Origin of the sequence: Microbacterium sp. (assembly GCF_036566905.1) — a bacterium.
GTDB lineage: Bacteria > Actinomycetota > Actinomycetes > Actinomycetales > Microbacteriaceae > Microbacterium.
In genome coordinates this window covers 45,252-59,649 of the sequence record NZ_DATCVK010000118.1, presented here as the reverse complement: position 1 = coordinate 59,649, position 14,398 = coordinate 45,252, and the positions used below count along the sequence as shown (strand labels likewise).

The window sequence follows — 14,398 nt, the reverse complement described above, 5'->3', positions numbered from 1 at the left end:
CGCACTGGAGGGCGGGCCGGCCGCTGCCGTGGCGTTCGACGGGGCGGCGTCCGTTCCGGGACCGGCGAGGACTGCCGCGGCCGGGTCCCCCGCCGGCTGGGCGGCGACGACCTCGGGCGCATCGATCGGGTCGACGACGGTCGATGGTGCGACGACGGACGGGCCCACGGTCGGGTCGACGACGGTGCCGGCAGCCACGAGCTGCGGGGCTGCGGCATCCGTCATCCGCACCTGCGCCGCGGTGAGCGATGCGCTCGACGCCGAGGCGAGGCGGATCTCGTCCATCAGCTGCTGCCGGGCGAGCTCGACCGACACGATCTGGCGACCGAGCTCCAGCACACCCACGGCGCGCGGGTCGGTCAGGTCGAAGCCGCACACCGGGCAGGCGGCCGCCGAGATGGCGGCGAAGCACGACGGGCAGCGATGCGCGTCGGCGAGATCGAACGGCGACGCCGGCCACAGCCGGGTCTCGCCAAGCGGCTCGGTCATCTGCGTCGTCCTCTCCCACGCCGGAATGACGAACATGCTCCACCAGCGGAAATCACGCGCGGCAGAGTTTGTAGACACCCGCAAGGGCCGCCGTCGTGCAGAAGGCTATCGTTGGACGACCTGTCAGGATGGATTCCGGCACCGGAATACGTCGATCCGCGGTCTGAAGCCCAGTCGAGCGTCCGTTGCGCATGGCCGAGATCGAGCGCGTCAAGGCCGACACGCCGTGCGTGCTAGACTTTCTCTTTGTCTGCGCGCACTCCAGCACGCAGTTCGCGCCTTCATCCTCACGCCCCAGGCCGGTTGAACCCGGTCCGTCGGCTTGTCGAAGGGTGCAGACAAGGGATCTTGGGTGGGGCCGTCCGGCTCCACGGTACTAAGGAGACATCACTATGGCAGCAGTGTGCCAGGTGACTGGAGCAGTTCCCGGCTTCGGTCACAACATCTCGCACTCGCACCGCCGGACGAAGCGCCGCTTCGACCCGAACGTGCAGAAGAAGACCTACTTCGTTCCGTCGCTGGGTCGCAACATCAAGCTCAACGTCTCGGCCAAGGGCATCAAGGTCATCGATGCTCGCGGCATCGAGTCGGTCGTGCGTGACCTCCAGGCGAAGGGTGTGAAGCTCTGATGGCCAAGAAGGCTCAGGACGTCCGTCCGATCATCAAGCTGCGTTCCACCGCGGGCACGGGTTACACCTACGTCACGCGCAAGAACCGCCGCAACAACCCCGATCGCATCGTGCTCAAGAAGTACGACCCGGTCATCCGCAAGCACGTCGAATTCCGAGAGGAGCGCTGATCCATGGCTAAGAAGAGCAAGATCGCGCGCAACGAGCAGCGCAAGGCGGTCGTCGACCGCTACGCCGCCAAGCGCGCCGAGCTGAAGAAGGCGCTCGTGTCGCCGACGTCGACCGACGAGGAGCGCGAAGCCGCTCGCGTGGGCCTGCAGAAGCTTCCCCGCAACGCTTCGCCCGTGCGCGTGCGTTCGCGCGACGTCATCGACGGCCGCCCCCGCGGTGTCCTCACGAAGTTCGGAATCTCGCGTGTCCGCTTCCGTGACATGGCTCACCGTGGCGAGCTGCCCGGCGTGACCAAGTCGAGCTGGTAAGCATTCCCGGTCGCTGAGACCGCAGTCGGAAGGCCCGGAGTTCCTCGGAACTCCGGGCCTTCTGCATCTCCCGATCCGCGCTCACCCCATCGCACGCAACCCGGCGATGACGTGGTCGACCCGCGTGCGGATCTCGTCCTCGTCGGGCAGGCCGAGCCGGTACACGAGTCGGTGGTAGATGGGCCCGTAGAACAGGTCGAGAGCCACCCCGAAGTCGGCGTTCTCCGGGATCTGACCGACGCGCTGGGCAGATCGCAGGCGTTCTTCGAACCCCGCGATGCTCGGCATGATCATCTGCTCCCGGATGGAGGCGGCCAGAGCGGGGTCCCGTTGCCCTTCCGCGACCAGCGCGGCGACCGGCGACGTGTCCTGCGGACTGATGATCTCCACCACGTTGTTGAGCTGTGCGGCCATGTCGGCCGCGAGGTCCCCCGTATCGCCATGCAGTGCGGTCCGGCTGGCGAGATCCGCGACCGCATCGAGCAGCACCGCGCCCTTGGACGGCCACCAGCGGTAGATCGTCTTCTTGCTGACGCCCGCGCGATCCGCGATCCCCTCGATCGTGAGCTGAGCCAACCCGCTCTCGCGGCACAGTGCGAGGGCGGCGTCGAGCACGGCGACCCGCGCGCGCTCGCTGCGACGACTGGGGTCGGGTGCAGCATTCATGGGTCCAAGCTACACGCTACGTGTCGTGTTGCGAAGTGAAACATCTGCTGCTAGCGTCCCGATGACACGACACGTAGCGTGTCGGCAAAGACCGAGGGCGATCGGGCGGCGAGAGTCCGACCCAGGCGCAGAAGGAGACCTCCATGGCCCACAAGAGTCCGACGATCACCCGCCTCGCCGAAGAGTGCGCGGCGCAGACGCGCGGCGCCCGCGTGGAAGCGCTGCCCTCGGAGTTCCGTGCCGCGTTCAGCGCCTTCGAGAGTTACTTGGCGGACCGCCGAGCGATCGTGGAGGTCGACGCGATCGCGTGCGCCCTGGACGATCTGGCGCTCCTGTTCGAGCAGGCGGCCGCCGACGGCGTCCCGATCCGTTCCGTCGTCGGCGAGGAGCCGGCCGACGTCGCCGAGGCGCTCCTCGAGAACCACCTCGCCGGATCGTGGAACACTGCGATGAGGGCTTCGCTGACCGCGGCGATCGACTCCGCGTGACGACCCGCCTCTGACTCCTCGGGCGCCGCCCGGCGATGACGCCGGCATCGCCGGTTTCCGGCTGGTGTCAATACCCGTGAGCGTCGCGGGCTCCGGCTCTACACTCGGCATGACGTCTACAGGGGAGCGATGGATGCCGCTGGATCCGTTCTTCGAGGAGCGCCTGCGTGTGCACCGCAAGTACCTCTTCGACAAGGCGCTGGGCTCGGTGCGCGCGCGGCTGAGCGCGCTGTGGCCGTTCGCAAAGGGGCCGGCGGCGATGACCGGCATGGGAGGCGGCGCGACGCCGGCCGCCGCAGCCCCGCCGAAGGACACCGCCCCGCCGAAGGACACCGGAGCCGCGGCGAAGCCGGTCCTCGGACCGAACGCCCGCAAGCGGGCACGGCACCGCCAGGCCGCTCTCGCGTGGGACCGTCGCGAGTTGCACAAGGTGGGTCTCGCGGGGCCGAGGATCCGCACCACCGAGCACGTCGTCGAAGTGTCCGGTCATCCCGACGTGCGGGTGCGCGTCTACCACCCTGACCCCGACGACCCTCCGGCGCAGGGGGTGCCGGGCGTGCTGTCGTTCTTCGGCGGTGCCTTCCGCATCGGCGGCATCGGATATCCCTCCACGGATGCCGCGAACCGGCGTCGCGTGCATGACGCCGGCGTCGCGGTCGCAGCGGTCGACTACGCCCTCGCACCCGAGCATCCCTATCCCGCGGCCGTCGAGCAGGCGCATGCAGCGCTCGAGTGGCTGTTCGCCGCTGCCGACGAACTCGGCATCGACTCGCACCGCATCGGGGTCGCAGGCACGTCGGCGGGAGCGAATCTCGCCGCCGCGGTGACGCTGGTGAATCGTGACCGAGGCCAGCGTCCGCTCCGGCTGCAGGTGCTCGAGGTCCCCGTGGTCGACCTGACGGGCGGCCACCTCGACCTGCGGGCGACACGAGCCCTCGGCATCCCCCGGTTCATCGCCCTGCGCGAGCTGCGCTCTGTGGCGCGCACCTACCTCGCCGATCCGCGCCAGGCGCGTGAGCCCTATGCCTCACCCCTTCTCGCCGCGTCGCTCGAGGGCCTGCCGCCCGCGGTGATCCTGACGGCGGAGTACGACCCGCTCCGTGGCGACGGCGATGCGTACGGTGCGGCGCTGCGGCGGGCCGGGGTGGATGCGAGCGTCGTGCGGTACCAGGGAGTCACTCACGACACCCCCATCTTCAGCGGGGCGCTGCCCGCGGCGCGGCGCTGGCACGACGACGTCGTCGCCGCCCTGCGACGCCTGCACGCCTGACGCGATCGAGGCCCGAGGCTCTCACGAGCCCCGGGCCTCTGCATCCCACCGCGGACATCGGCCGAGACACCACTCGACCGCTGGGACGCCACGCAATGGCGTGGTGGCTCAGCGGCGAAGTGGTTTCCCTGCGGCGCCGGAGCGGGGCATCCGGTTACTGGGCCGCCTCCGCCTCGGGAGCCTGCTCGGTCTCGCGCACCTGATGCGTCGTCGCCCACTCGAGCGCGTAGTCGGCGATCTCCTCCCAGCCGTCCTGGCTCACCAGGCGGTGGGTGCGACTCGGGTAGGTCTTGTACTCGACGACGGCAGGGCTGCCCGAAGCCTTGTACTTCTTCACGATCGCCTCGCCGATCGCCGGCGGCACGACGTGGTCGATCTCGCCGGTGATGATGAGGAGCGGTGCGCGGTCGGCGCGCGCGTAGTCGACGTGGGTGACGCCGCCCTTCTCGTTCAGCACCGAGAGCACGCCCTCGAAGAAGACCCGGTTGTAGGAGTTCACCGCGAACTCCTCCCACAGCTTGTCGGACTCCGCGCGGGGAAGGTCGTTGCCGAAGGTGAAGTGGAAGTGGCGCTTCGAGAGCGGCTTGGCGCCGTTCTTGCCGAACGGGTTGGCGAGGATCGGCGTGCCCGTCCACAGCGTCGAGAGGGGAAGGGCCGTGACGCCGGCGGTCTGCCCGGGAGCGACGCCGACGTATGCGACGCCGAGGCCGCGGTCGGCGAGCATCTGCGTGAGGACTCCCCCGAACGAGTGGCCGATGATGATGGGCTTCTCCGGAAGCTCGCGGATGATCCGCTCGTAGTTGTCGGCGATCTGCTTCAGGCCGATCCCCTTCAGTGCCTCGGGGTTGTGGCGGATGTCCTCGACGGTGCGGTCGTCGATTCCGGGCCAGCCGGGGACGATGACCTGGTGTCCGGCGGCGCGGAAGCGGTCGGCCCAGGTATCCCAGCTCTTGGGGGTCATCCACAGGCCGTGGATGAGGACGATCGGGGTCTTGGTCGCGGTGGCCATTTCGAGCTCCTTGTGTGCGGTGCAGCGGTGGGTTCTGTCGTGGTCTCAGGTTTCGGATCCTGGTGTGGTTCCGGCTGATGTGACCGACAGTAGACCGAACGTTCTATCTGTGCAAGACTATTCCCAGAAATAGTTGAAAAGATTCCGGCGCCCGATTCGGGGCATCGCTTCCACGCCCGGTCAGCGGGCAGAAACGATGGCACGATGGAGGACTGGAGGGGGATCCATGAGCACCACCGTCGCCGCGACGATCGCGGCACAACGTCCGTCGCCCGCCCGCGAGCGGCTTCTCCAGGCGGCGACCGACCTCTTCTACAACGAGGGCATCCACTCGGTCGGCGTCGATCGCATCATCGAAGAGGCAGGCGTGACCCGCGCCACGATGTACAAGCAGTTCGCCGGCAAGGAGGGTCTCGTGCTCGCCTACCTCGAGGGCGAGGATCAGGCGCTGCGCTCGCTCTTCGCCCAGGCGGCAGAGGTCTCAGACGACCCCGACGTGCTGCTGGACCTCGTCGTCGCCGGCATCGAGCAGGACATCCGTGAGCGGCACACGCGCGGGTGCCCCTTCATCAACGCCGCGGCCGAGTACCCCGATCAGGGACCCGTGCGCGAGCTCATCGCCGACCATCGCGAGTGGTTCCGGGCCACCCTCCGGCAGCTCGCCGAGGGCGCTCGGCTGCGCGATCCCGAGGCGGTTGCGGCGTCCCTCGTGCTGCTGCGGGATGCCGCGCTCGTCGGCGGCTACCTCGACGGCCAGGACCGCGTCGGCCCCGCCTTCGCGCGGACGGCGCGCGAGCTCATCGCGGCGCACCGAAGCTGACCGTGGGCTGAATATCGCGTCACATCGGCCCCATGAGTCACACCAGTCACACGACACGCGGTCCAAAACCTCAGAAATCCGCGAAAATACGCGGATCTGTCGGTCGTGTCAGGTACATTCGGTCCCGGTCGAACCGACCAGCCGGGGGGCGAAGCCGTCCGGTCCCAGCAATGACAAGACGGCATCCGCCGTCTTTGGAGGACAACCACATGGCCGACAAGACCATCACCAAGACCGAACTCGTCGCGAGCATCGCGAGCGCGACCGGCCAGAGCCAGTCGGCCGTCTCGGGCGTGCTCGACTCCCTCTTCTCCACTGTCTCCGACGCGGTCGCCGCGGGCAGCAAGGTCTCGATCCCGGGCTGGATCGCGTTCGAGCAGGTCGCCACCTCCGCTCGCACCGGCCGTAACCCGCAGACGGGCGAGGAGATCAAGATCCCCGCCGGCAAGCGCGTCAAGGTCACCGCGGGCTCGAAGCTCAAGGCTGCCGTCAAGTAATCCGACGCAGACCTCCGGAGAGGGGATGCCGCGACCAGCGGCATCCCCTCTCCTGCTGTCTGCGTACGCGCAACGACCGGGATCGCGCGACGTAGGCTGAGAAGGTGACCCCCACCACCGCTCCACACGGCGTCGACGCGCCGCGCGGAGCTGCCGGGTTCCCGGGCGATCCGCGCGTTCTCCGGGCGGTCGGGCCCGTGCTGCTCATCGTGGCCGCCCTCGCTGTGATGGTGTGGGCGCTCGCCTTCGGCGGCGGCGCCGCGCCCCTCGCCCTCGCCGATCCCGGGCCGTTCGTGCGGTGGGGCCTTCCGACGGCGAAGCTCGTCGTCAACCTCTCGGCGGCCGGCATGGTCGGCGTGCTCGTCACGGCGCTCTTCACCCTCCGCGCCGGCGAGCGCGAATTCGACATCGCCCTCGACACCGCGTCGATCTCGGCGGCCGTGTTCACCATGGCCGCCGCCGCGACCGGATTCCTGACCTTCATCGACGCGTTCAACCCCGTCATCAGCATCGGCCCCGAGTTCGGCGCCCAGCTCGGCCGCTACATCGTCGAGACCGAGGTGGGCCGTACGTGGCTCATCACCACCCTCGCCGGCGCCGCCCTCACCGTGCTGACCTTCGCCGTCAGGTCGTGGACCGCGACCTTCTTCGTCGCCCTGCTGGCGGCGGCATCCCTCGTCCCGATGGGGACACAGGGCCACTCCGGCGAGGAGGCCTTCCACCACGAGGCGATGACCGCCCTGATCCTGCACATCCTCGCGGCGGCGGTGTGGCTCGGCGGCCTGCTGCTCGTGGTGATCGTGCGGCCGCTGCAGTCGCGCGAAGACAGTGCCGCGACGGTCGGGCGCTACTCGAGCATCGCCCTCGCCGCCTTCGCGGTGGTCGCGGTGTCGGGAACGGTGCGCGCCGCGATCGGGCTGAGGGACTGGTCGGCGCTGCTGTCGCCCTACGGTGTGATCCTCGGCGTGAAGGTGCTCGCGCTGATCGCTCTGGGGCTGTTCGGCGCCTGGTACCGCACGCGGCTGATCGGCCGGATGCGCGACACCGACCGGGCCACGCGGTCGTTCTGGACCCTCGTCGGCTTCGAGCTCGTGCTGATGGGTGTCGCGAGCGGTGCGGCGGCCGCCCTTGCCCGGACGCCCCCTCCCGTCGCCCCGCTGATCCCCGAGACGCCGACGCCGGCGCAGCGTCTGACCGATGCCCCGCTGCCGCCCGAGCTGACGCTCGACCGCTGGCTCACCTCGTGGAACATCGATCTGCTGTGGGCGATCGTCGCCGGCTTCGCGATCTTCTTCTACCTCGTCGGCGTCTGGCGGCTGCGTCGCCGCGGCGACGCGTGGCCGCTGTACCGCACCATCATGTGGGTGGCCGGATGGCTGCTGCTCGTCTGGGTCACCGGCGGCGTCATCAACGTCTACCAGGACTACCTGTTCAGCATGCACATGGTCGGGCACATGCTGCTGACCATGGCGATCCCGCTGCTGCTGGTGCCGGGCGCGCCGATCACGCTCGCCGCGCGGGCGATCCACAAGCGCGACGACGGCACGCGCGGTGGCCGCGAGTGGATCCTGTGGGCGGTGCACTCTCCGGTCGCCCGCGTGCTGACCAACCCCTTCGTCGCCGCCGGGCTGTTCGTCGGATCGCTCTGGGTCTTCTACTACACCGAGCTGTTCCGCTGGTCGCTCTACGACCACCTCGGGCACGAGTGGATGATCGCGCACTTCCTCATCACGGGCTATCTCTTCGTGATGAGCCTCATCGGCATCGACCCTGTGCCGTACCGCCTGCCCTATCCCGGACGGCTGCTGCTCCTCATCGGCGTGATGGCGATGCACGCCTTCTTCGGCATCGCGATCATGATGCAGGAGGGCCTCATGATCGCCGAGTGGTTCGGCTCGATGGGCCGCACCTGGGGCGCCACCCCGCTGGAGGACCAGTACACCGGCGGCGGCATCGCCTGGTCGATCGGCGAGATCCCGACGCTCATCCTCGCCATCACGGTCGCGATCCAGTGGAGCCGCAGCGACGATCGCGAGACCAAGCGCCGCGATCGGCACGCCGACCGCACCGGCGACGCCGAGCTCGAGGCGTACAACGCCCGCCTCGCCGCCCTCGCCGAGCGCGACGCGCGCACCCGCGGCTGACGCCGCCCCGCAGGCGGGGTGCCACCGGCCGCAGACGGCTACGTCTCCTGAACGGGCGGGTCCGCGGGAGGCGGCCGGTCACCGGTGTCGTCCGGGAGAGGACCGGCCGGGCCGGTCGCGGGATCCCATCGCGTCCCTGCGATGTCGCCGCGCAGCGTTCCGGTCACCTCGTCGACCGCCGCGCCGACCGTCGGCGCGAACCGGTCCGGCGAGAAGCGGTCTGTGAGGCCGAACCTCGCCAGAGTGTCGATGACCGGCGACTTCATCTCGGCGATCACGAGACGGATGCCGTGGACGCGCAGGTACTCGTCGAGCTCGACCAGCTCGTCGGCCGCGGTGGTGTCGATGTCGGTGATGGGCTCGGCCGCGAGGACCACGGTGCGCACGCCGTCTCCTGCCGCGTGGACGCGTGAGCGCACCCAGTCGTCGAAGATCGCGCCGTTCGCGAAGAACAGGGGCGCGTCGAACCTGACGATCACGATCCCGGGGACGCGGGTCGCCGCGGGATTGCGCGACATGTCGTGGTAGCCCCGCAGGCCTTCCACACGCCCCAGTTCGGCCTTGTACGGCCGCCACGAGCGGTTCACGAAGGCGACGAAGGACAGCGCGATCGTGATGACGATGCCCTCGAGCACGCCGAAGACGAGCACGCCGAGGAATGCGGCCAGTGAGAGCACGGCGTCGACGAGATGGATCCGGACGAGCCGGGCGAAGCCGCGCACGTCGATCAGGCCGATGGCGGCGGCTGTGACCACGGCGGCGAGCGTGGCAGAAGGGAGGAACTGCGTGAGCCCCGGCATCGCGAGGATGAACACGATCAGCAGGAATGCGCCGACGACGCCCGTGAGCTGAGTGCGTGCCCCCGCCTGCTCGGCGACAGGGGTGCGCGACGAGGAACCCGACACCGGGAAGCCGCCGAGAGCACCGCCGGCGATGTTGGCGATGCCGAGTCCGGCCATCTCCTGGCTGCCGTCGACGCTGTCCCCCCGACGGGCGGCGAACGTGCGCGAGAGCACGGCGGTATCGGTGAAGGCGATGAGTGCGATGCCCGCGGCCGGCAGTGCCAGGGCGGCGATGTCCGTCAGCCGGAGGCCCTGCAGCGCGGGTGCGGGAAGGCCCTGCGGGAGCGCACCGACGACGGGCAGCAGAGTCGAGATGCCGAGCAGCGCCGTGAGCGCCGTGGACACCACCACGACGACGAGCACCCCCGGTATCCGAGATCGCAGGGCCTTGAGTGCGAAGATCACCACGAGCGACCCGACGCCGAACGCGGCCGCGGTCGGGTCGATCATTCCCGAGGAGATCCCCTGAACGATCGCTGCTGCGCCCCGCCACGACGAGGATGCGTCGATCGAGAATCCCAGCAGCGTGGGCAGCTGCGAGACGATGACGATGACGGCGATGGCGTTCAGATAGCCGACCCGGATCGGCTTGGACAGGAGATCGGTGACGAACCCCAGGCGCACCAGCCCGCCGACGACGAGCAGCGTCCCGACCATGATCGCCAGCAACCCCGCGAGCGCGACAGCACGGGCCGGGTCGCCGAGCGCGAGCGGGAGGATCGCGGCGGCGACGATCGGAGCCAGTGCCGAGTCGGGACCGAGCACGAGCACGCGTGACGGTCCGAAGATCGCGTAGGCGAGCAACGGCACGATCGTGGCGTACAGGCCGGTCTCCGGCGGCAGTCCGGCGACGACCGCGTATCCCATACCCGCGGGGATGAGCAGCGCCGTGACGACGATGCCCGCCCGCACGTCGGGCCAGAGCCACGCCCGCTCGTACCTCCGCGCCACGGCGACAGCCGGAACCCAGCGGGCGATACCCTTCACAGCCGTCATCATCGACTCCGCCATCCATTCTGGCGGAAGCCGGGGCTGCCGTCCCGTGGGTGGTCAGTTGGTGTCGGGGCCGGTCACCACGATCGACGCCGTGCCGTCCGGCTGCACCGTGATCGTGCCCTTGACGATGAACGGCACGTCCTCGCTCATGGGGCGGACCCGGCCGTCGAAGATCGAGCGGATGTCGACATCGATGTGCGCGACGGCCTCGGCGGCGAGGATCGACCAGCCGGCGCCGTCGGGTTCGACCGCGACCGTGGGCTGCTGCACGATCGACCACTTCGGCAGCGAGACGATCCGGTCCTGCACGAAGAAGCCGAACGGGCAGGCGGTCGGCTGCAGCACCTCCTGGGTCGCGCAGGCGGTCAGGAACTCCTCGACCTTCTGCTGCACGACGCTCATGAACTTCTCCGTCGGCTGCGCCTGCACGTTCACGGGGATCGCGTGGAACGGGCTGTCGGACAGCACGGCCACGCCAGGGGTGCTCGAGATCGCCGTGTCGACCGACACCGAGTACAGGCCAGGAGAGAACACCAGGAGCGAGACCGGCGCCGCGGGGTCGGCATCCGCCCCTTCCGGCGAGACCTGACGCTTGTCGATCTCGAAGCCGTTGACGTCGAACACCATCGATCCGCTGACGCCGAGGTTCATGACCGCGAGCGGGCTCTCGGCGAACCGCCACGTCGGGGCGAGGCCGATCGTGCCGTCTCGTTCGACGGAGAACGTCGTGCGCCCGTCGTAGCCGCGCGCCTGGTACTCGATCGTCACGTGCGTGACGTCGCCGTCCTGCTCCTCCGACACGACCTCCACGTCGCTGATCGGGGCGAGGGCGGCACTGCGCAGCAGCGCCTCGGACGCCGTGGACGGGAGCCCGGCGGCCTCGAGCTCCGCGGAGGTGACCGCCACGCCGGGCACGGCGAGCGCATCGGCCGCGCGGCCCTCGGCGAGGAGGTCGACGTAGCGGTCGACGAACGCACTCGGACTGTAGAACTGACGCTCGATCACGCCCCACGCGGCGAAGACGGCCAGGATCAGCAGGATGCCGACGAGACCGAGGAGCGAGAGGTCGATGGCGAGACGACGGCGCTCGCGAGCCTTGCGCGGCGGCTGGATGAGCGGTCGCTCGGCCGTTCCGGCCGCGGGCGCGGGGGTCACCTCGACGGCCGGCGTCGCGCTCGCGCGACCGGATGCCGTGTCCAACGCCCCCTGGTCCACCCGGCCAGTCTAGGAAAGACTCGCCGGGAGGCCGCTGTGGACGGACACATTGTGGACTCCCTGTCTCTTGCGTCCCGGCAGCGGGCGTTCGCCCAGGTCAGGCCATGATCGTGTCGCGCACCACGCTCGCCCCCGCGAGCTGGCCGGAGGCGATCGCCGCCGCCAGCGACACCATCGGGCCCGGCACGGCGGCGAGGTGGGCCATGTCGCCCCCCGCGTAGACGCCGGGCACCGTCGTGCGGCCCAGCGGGTCGATCTCCACACCGCCGCTCGGCAGGATGCCGCAGCCCAGCTGCTCCGCGAACGGTGCGCGCTGGGTCGACGTCGCAGCCGTGAAGACGCCCGCGACGAGTTGGGCACCGCCCCCGACGAGCGCGAGCTCGAGACCGCCGTCGACCTCGGTCACCGCGGCGACGTCGGCCGGACGGGCGATGAACGCGGACGCGACGACGGGGCGCAGCATCCGTTCGATCATGGCGCTGTGCTCGCCCTCGATGAGGATGCCGATGCGCCGCCCGGCGAACTCGTGGCCGTGGCAGAACGGGCACTGTGCGACACGACGGCCCCACTGCTCGGCGAGCCCGGGGACGGCGGGAAGCTCGTCGCGCATGCCGGTCGCCAGCACGAGGCGGTGCGCAAGCTCCGGCCCCTCCGTGGTGGTGACCTCGAAGCCGCCGATCGTGCCGGCGACTGCCGTGACCTGGTCCGCGCGCACCTCGACCGTGCCGTAGGCGGCGAGCTCGGTGCGGGCGATGCGGCGCAGCTCGGCGGGGCTGCGGCCGTCGTTGGTGAGCAGATTGTGCGCGTGCTCGACGGTGGCGTTGCGGTACTCCCCGGAGTCCAGCAGCAGCACGCTCCGGTGCATGCGTCCGATGGTGAGGGCGGCCTGGAGGCCTGCGGGCCCGCCGCCGATGACGATGACGTCGTACATGGGTGATCCTCTCGTCGGGTTGCGTCGGGATCGATCCTGTGACTTCATGTCGACATGAAGTCAAGTCTGTCGATCGGGGATGCCGCGGCCCGGTTCTCGCTGCCCACGCACGTGCTGCGCCACTGGGAGGACGTGGGCCTGCTGCGCCCGCAGCGCGACGGCGGCGACCGGCGCCGCTACGGCGACGACGACCTGGTGCGGATCGGCGTGATCGTGCGCAGCAAGAGCGCCGGCATGAGCCTGGAGCAGATCGGCGTGCTGCTCGACGAGCAGGCGCCGGAGCGCCATCGGGTGCTCGAGGAGCACCTCGCCGACCTCGCGCGGCGGATGGCCGACATGGAGCGTTCGCGGCTGATGACCGAGCACGCCCTGAACTGCCGCTCGCACGACATCACGACGTGCCCGAGATTCCGGGCGATCATGGACGAGGTCGTGGCGGGCACGGGCACCTGGCGCGAGGCTGAGACGCCTGTGGACGACGGCGCGCACTCCACCGATCACGGCGCGCACGGCCGCGATGCGGCGGCGGCTCGTTAGCATGAATCGGTGAACACCCCGCCGCTGTCCCCCGAGCAGGAGGCGCTGTTCCGGCTCATCGAAGACACCCGCGAGCACGTGTTCGTCACGGGCCGGGCCGGCACCGGCAAGTCGACGCTGCTGCAGCACCTGGCGTGGAACACGAACAAGCAGATCGCGGTGTGCGCGCCGACCGGCGTCGCGGCGCTGAACGTCGAGGGCCAGACGATCCACTCGCTGTTCAAACTGCCCCTCGGGATCATCGGCGCGCACGACGAGGACCAGTCCGACGCGACGCGCAAGCTGCTCAACGCCATCGACACCCTCGTCATCGATGAGATCTCGATGGTCAACGCCGACCTCATGGACGCGATCGACCGGTCCCTGCGCAAGGCGCGGGGGCGCCGGGGCGAGCCCTTCGGCGGCGCGCAGATCGTGATGTTCGGCGACCCGTACCAGCTCGCCCCGGTGCCGCCCCGCGGCGACGAGCTGCGGTACGTGCGCGACCACTACCGCTCGTTCTGGTTCTTCGACGCCAAGGTGTGGGTGGGCGAGGCGGCGAGCGACGGCATCCTCGACGTCGGCTCGTACGGCGCCGACCTGAACATCCGCGAGCTGGTCGACATCCACCGGCAATCCGACCCGGCGTTCAAGGCGATGCTCAATGCCGTGCGGTACGGCCGGGTGACCGCCGACATCGCGGAGGTCCTCAACGGCACCGGTGCGCGCACTCCGCCCGGCCCCGTCGACGGCGAGCACCCGATCATCACGCTCGCGACCCGCAACGACATCGTCAACAACATCAACCGCCGGCACCTCAACGAGCTCGTCGGACGGGAGCAGACGGCGATGGCGGAGGTCAGCGGCGACTTCGGGCGCGGGGAGGCCGCCTACCCGGCCGACATCGAGCTCAAGCTGAAGGTCGGCGCCCAGGTGATGTTCCTCCGCAACGACACCGGGTCGTTCGGTGAGCCGCCGCGCTGGGTCAACGGCACGATCGGCACCGTCACCCGGATCGCCGGCGAGACGGTGCGCGTCGACGTCGAGGGCGAGGAATTCGACGTCGAGCCCTCGGTCTGGGAGAAGTACCGCTACTCGTACGATCCCGGCTCCAAGCAGCTGACTCGCGACATCGTCGCGGAGTTCACCCAGTTCCCGCTGCGCCTCGCGTGGGCGGTCACGATCCACAAGTCGCAGGGCAAGACCTACGACCGAGCGATCATCGACCTCGGGTCCGGAGCGTTCGCCCCCGGGCAGACCTACGTCGCGCTGTCGCGGCTGACCTCGCTCGACGGGCTCTACCTCTCGCGACCGCTGCGGCCGCGCGACATCCAGGTCGACCCCGACGTGCGCCGCTTCATGGCGTCCGCCGTGCGCGGCGCGGCGGTGTCGTAGGCCGATCCGGCC

Annotated in this window: 15 protein-coding genes and 1 pseudogene; 10 read left to right on the top strand and 6 right to left on the bottom strand. The window is 69.9% G+C overall.

The window, feature by feature from the left end; translation table 11 throughout:
- A pseudogene (locus VIP82_RS09055) lies at positions 1-489 on the bottom strand (hypothetical protein); the annotation flags it as partial.
- 392 nt (positions 490-881) lie between these two features.
- Between VIP82_RS09055 and rpmB the strand changes: the two are divergent.
- Genes rpmB through rpsN form a run of 3 tightly spaced genes read left to right on the top strand, consistent with a single transcriptional unit; the run spans position 882 to position 1,597 of the window.
- On the top strand, positions 882-1,118 hold the full coding sequence (gene rpmB, locus VIP82_RS09050; RefSeq protein ID WP_055832508.1) for a 50S ribosomal protein L28: 237 nt from the start codon (positions 882-884) through the stop codon (positions 1,116-1,118).
- Positions 1,118-1,288 carry a 50S ribosomal protein L33 gene (gene rpmG / locus VIP82_RS09045; protein WP_005051772.1) on the top strand — a complete coding sequence of 57 codons (171 nt, stop codon included), beginning with the start codon at positions 1,118-1,120 and terminating at the stop codon, positions 1,286-1,288. Before rpmB ends, rpmG begins: the two co-directional genes overlap by 1 nt.
- A 3-nt stretch (positions 1,289-1,291) precedes the next feature.
- Positions 1,292-1,597 carry a 30S ribosomal protein S14 gene (rpsN, locus tag VIP82_RS09040; RefSeq protein WP_163615787.1) on the top strand — a complete coding sequence of 102 codons (306 nt, stop codon included), beginning with the start codon at positions 1,292-1,294 and terminating at the stop codon, positions 1,595-1,597.
- 81 nt (positions 1,598-1,678) lie between these two features.
- Here rpsN and VIP82_RS09035 read toward each other — a convergent pair whose 3' ends face one another.
- A complete protein-coding gene (locus VIP82_RS09035; RefSeq protein ID WP_331907776.1) occupies positions 1,679-2,263 on the bottom strand; it encodes a TetR/AcrR family transcriptional regulator in 585 nt (194 codons plus the stop codon).
- A gap of 143 nt (positions 2,264-2,406) precedes the next feature.
- On the opposite strand from VIP82_RS09035, the gene VIP82_RS09030 reads away from it, so the two are divergent.
- Both VIP82_RS09030 and VIP82_RS09025 read left to right on the top strand, forming a co-directional pair.
- On the top strand, positions 2,407-2,751 hold the full coding sequence (locus tag VIP82_RS09030; protein ID WP_331907774.1) for a DUF1048 domain-containing protein: 345 nt from the start codon (positions 2,407-2,409) through the stop codon (positions 2,749-2,751).
- 109 nt (positions 2,752-2,860) lie between these two features.
- The gene (locus VIP82_RS09025) at positions 2,861-4,021 is read left to right on the top strand and encodes an alpha/beta hydrolase (RefSeq protein ID WP_331907772.1); all 1,161 of its coding nucleotides are present in this window, start codon (positions 2,861-2,863) and stop codon (positions 4,019-4,021) included.
- A gap of 154 nt (positions 4,022-4,175) precedes the next feature.
- Here the strand turns inward: VIP82_RS09025 and VIP82_RS09020 are convergent, their stop codons facing one another.
- Positions 4,176-5,030, bottom strand: a complete 855-nt coding sequence (locus VIP82_RS09020) for an alpha/beta hydrolase (protein ID WP_331907770.1) — start codon at positions 5,028-5,030, stop codon at positions 4,176-4,178.
- A 226-nt stretch (positions 5,031-5,256) separates the two neighbouring features.
- Here VIP82_RS09020 and VIP82_RS09015 point away from each other — a divergent pair, with 226 nt between their 5' ends.
- The 3 genes from VIP82_RS09015 to VIP82_RS09005 all read left to right on the top strand — a co-directional run bounded on the left by VIP82_RS09015 (position 5,257) and on the right by VIP82_RS09005 (position 8,491).
- A complete protein-coding gene (locus tag VIP82_RS09015) occupies positions 5,257-5,850 on the top strand; it encodes a TetR/AcrR family transcriptional regulator (RefSeq protein WP_331907768.1) in 594 nt (197 codons plus the stop codon).
- Between the two features lie 209 nt (positions 5,851-6,059).
- The gene (locus VIP82_RS09010) at positions 6,060-6,347 is read left to right on the top strand and encodes an HU family DNA-binding protein (RefSeq protein ID WP_045301792.1); all 288 of its coding nucleotides are present in this window, start codon (positions 6,060-6,062) and stop codon (positions 6,345-6,347) included.
- 227 nt (positions 6,348-6,574) lie between these two features.
- Positions 6,575-8,491 (top strand): bifunctional copper resistance protein CopD/cytochrome c oxidase assembly protein, encoded by a 1,917-nt coding sequence (locus VIP82_RS09005; RefSeq protein WP_331907786.1) that lies wholly within the window; start codon positions 6,575-6,577, stop codon positions 8,489-8,491.
- Positions 8,492-8,529: 38 nt separating this feature from the next.
- Here VIP82_RS09005 and VIP82_RS09000 read toward each other — a convergent pair whose 3' ends face one another.
- The 3 genes from VIP82_RS09000 to VIP82_RS08990 form a co-directional block, all read right to left on the bottom strand.
- Positions 8,530-10,329 (bottom strand): SulP family inorganic anion transporter, encoded by a 1,800-nt coding sequence (locus VIP82_RS09000; protein ID WP_331907766.1) that lies wholly within the window; start codon positions 10,327-10,329, stop codon positions 8,530-8,532.
- A 54-nt stretch (positions 10,330-10,383) separates the two neighbouring features.
- On the bottom strand, positions 10,384-11,442 hold the full coding sequence (locus VIP82_RS08995) for a hypothetical protein (protein WP_331907784.1): 1,059 nt from the start codon (positions 11,440-11,442) through the stop codon (positions 10,384-10,386).
- 199 nt (positions 11,443-11,641) lie between these two features.
- Entirely contained in the window at positions 11,642-12,475 is an 834-nt protein-coding gene (locus VIP82_RS08990; RefSeq protein ID WP_331907764.1) for an NAD(P)/FAD-dependent oxidoreductase, read from the bottom strand.
- A 54-nt stretch (positions 12,476-12,529) separates the two neighbouring features.
- Between VIP82_RS08990 and VIP82_RS08985 the strand changes: the two genes are divergently transcribed.
- A complete protein-coding gene (locus VIP82_RS08985) occupies positions 12,530-13,012 on the top strand; it encodes a MerR family transcriptional regulator (protein WP_331907762.1) in 483 nt (160 codons plus the stop codon).
- A 9-nt stretch (positions 13,013-13,021) separates the two neighbouring features.
- Positions 13,022-14,386, top strand: coding sequence for an ATP-dependent DNA helicase (locus tag VIP82_RS08980; RefSeq protein ID WP_331907760.1), 1,365 nt, complete (start codon positions 13,022-13,024; stop codon positions 14,384-14,386).
- Positions 14,387-14,398: the final 12 nt, after the last annotated feature.

What these genes read in the sequence shown, in the direction of transcription:
- VIP82_RS08985 (WP_331907762.1), top strand. Translation starts at nt 12,530, where the DNA reads ATGAAGTCAAGTCTGTCGATCGGGGATGCCGCGGCCCGGTTCTCGCTG.
- VIP82_RS09035 (WP_331907776.1), bottom strand. Translation starts at nt 2,263, where the DNA reads ATGAATGCTGCACCCGACCCCAGTCGTCGCAGCGAGCGCGCGCGGGTC.
- rpmB (WP_055832508.1), top strand. Translation starts at nt 882, where the DNA reads ATGGCAGCAGTGTGCCAGGTGACTGGAGCAGTTCCCGGCTTCGGTCAC.
- VIP82_RS09025 (WP_331907772.1), top strand. Translation starts at nt 2,861, where the DNA reads ATGACGTCTACAGGGGAGCGATGGATGCCGCTGGATCCGTTCTTCGAG.
- rpmG (WP_005051772.1), top strand. Translation starts at nt 1,118, where the DNA reads ATGGCCAAGAAGGCTCAGGACGTCCGTCCGATCATCAAGCTGCGTTCC.
- VIP82_RS09005 (WP_331907786.1), top strand. Translation starts at nt 6,575, where the DNA reads ATGGTGTGGGCGCTCGCCTTCGGCGGCGGCGCCGCGCCCCTCGCCCTC.
- VIP82_RS09015 (WP_331907768.1), top strand. Translation starts at nt 5,257, where the DNA reads ATGAGCACCACCGTCGCCGCGACGATCGCGGCACAACGTCCGTCGCCC.
- VIP82_RS08990 (WP_331907764.1), bottom strand. Translation starts at nt 12,475, where the DNA reads ATGTACGACGTCATCGTCATCGGCGGCGGGCCCGCAGGCCTCCAGGCC.
- VIP82_RS09000 (WP_331907766.1), bottom strand. Translation starts at nt 10,329, where the DNA reads ATGACGGCTGTGAAGGGTATCGCCCGCTGGGTTCCGGCTGTCGCCGTG.
- VIP82_RS09020 (WP_331907770.1), bottom strand. Translation starts at nt 5,030, where the DNA reads ATGGCCACCGCGACCAAGACCCCGATCGTCCTCATCCACGGCCTGTGG.
- VIP82_RS09010 (WP_045301792.1), top strand. Translation starts at nt 6,060, where the DNA reads ATGGCCGACAAGACCATCACCAAGACCGAACTCGTCGCGAGCATCGCG.
- VIP82_RS09030 (WP_331907774.1), top strand. Translation starts at nt 2,407, where the DNA reads ATGGCCCACAAGAGTCCGACGATCACCCGCCTCGCCGAAGAGTGCGCG.
- rpsN (WP_163615787.1), top strand. Translation starts at nt 1,292, where the DNA reads ATGGCTAAGAAGAGCAAGATCGCGCGCAACGAGCAGCGCAAGGCGGTC.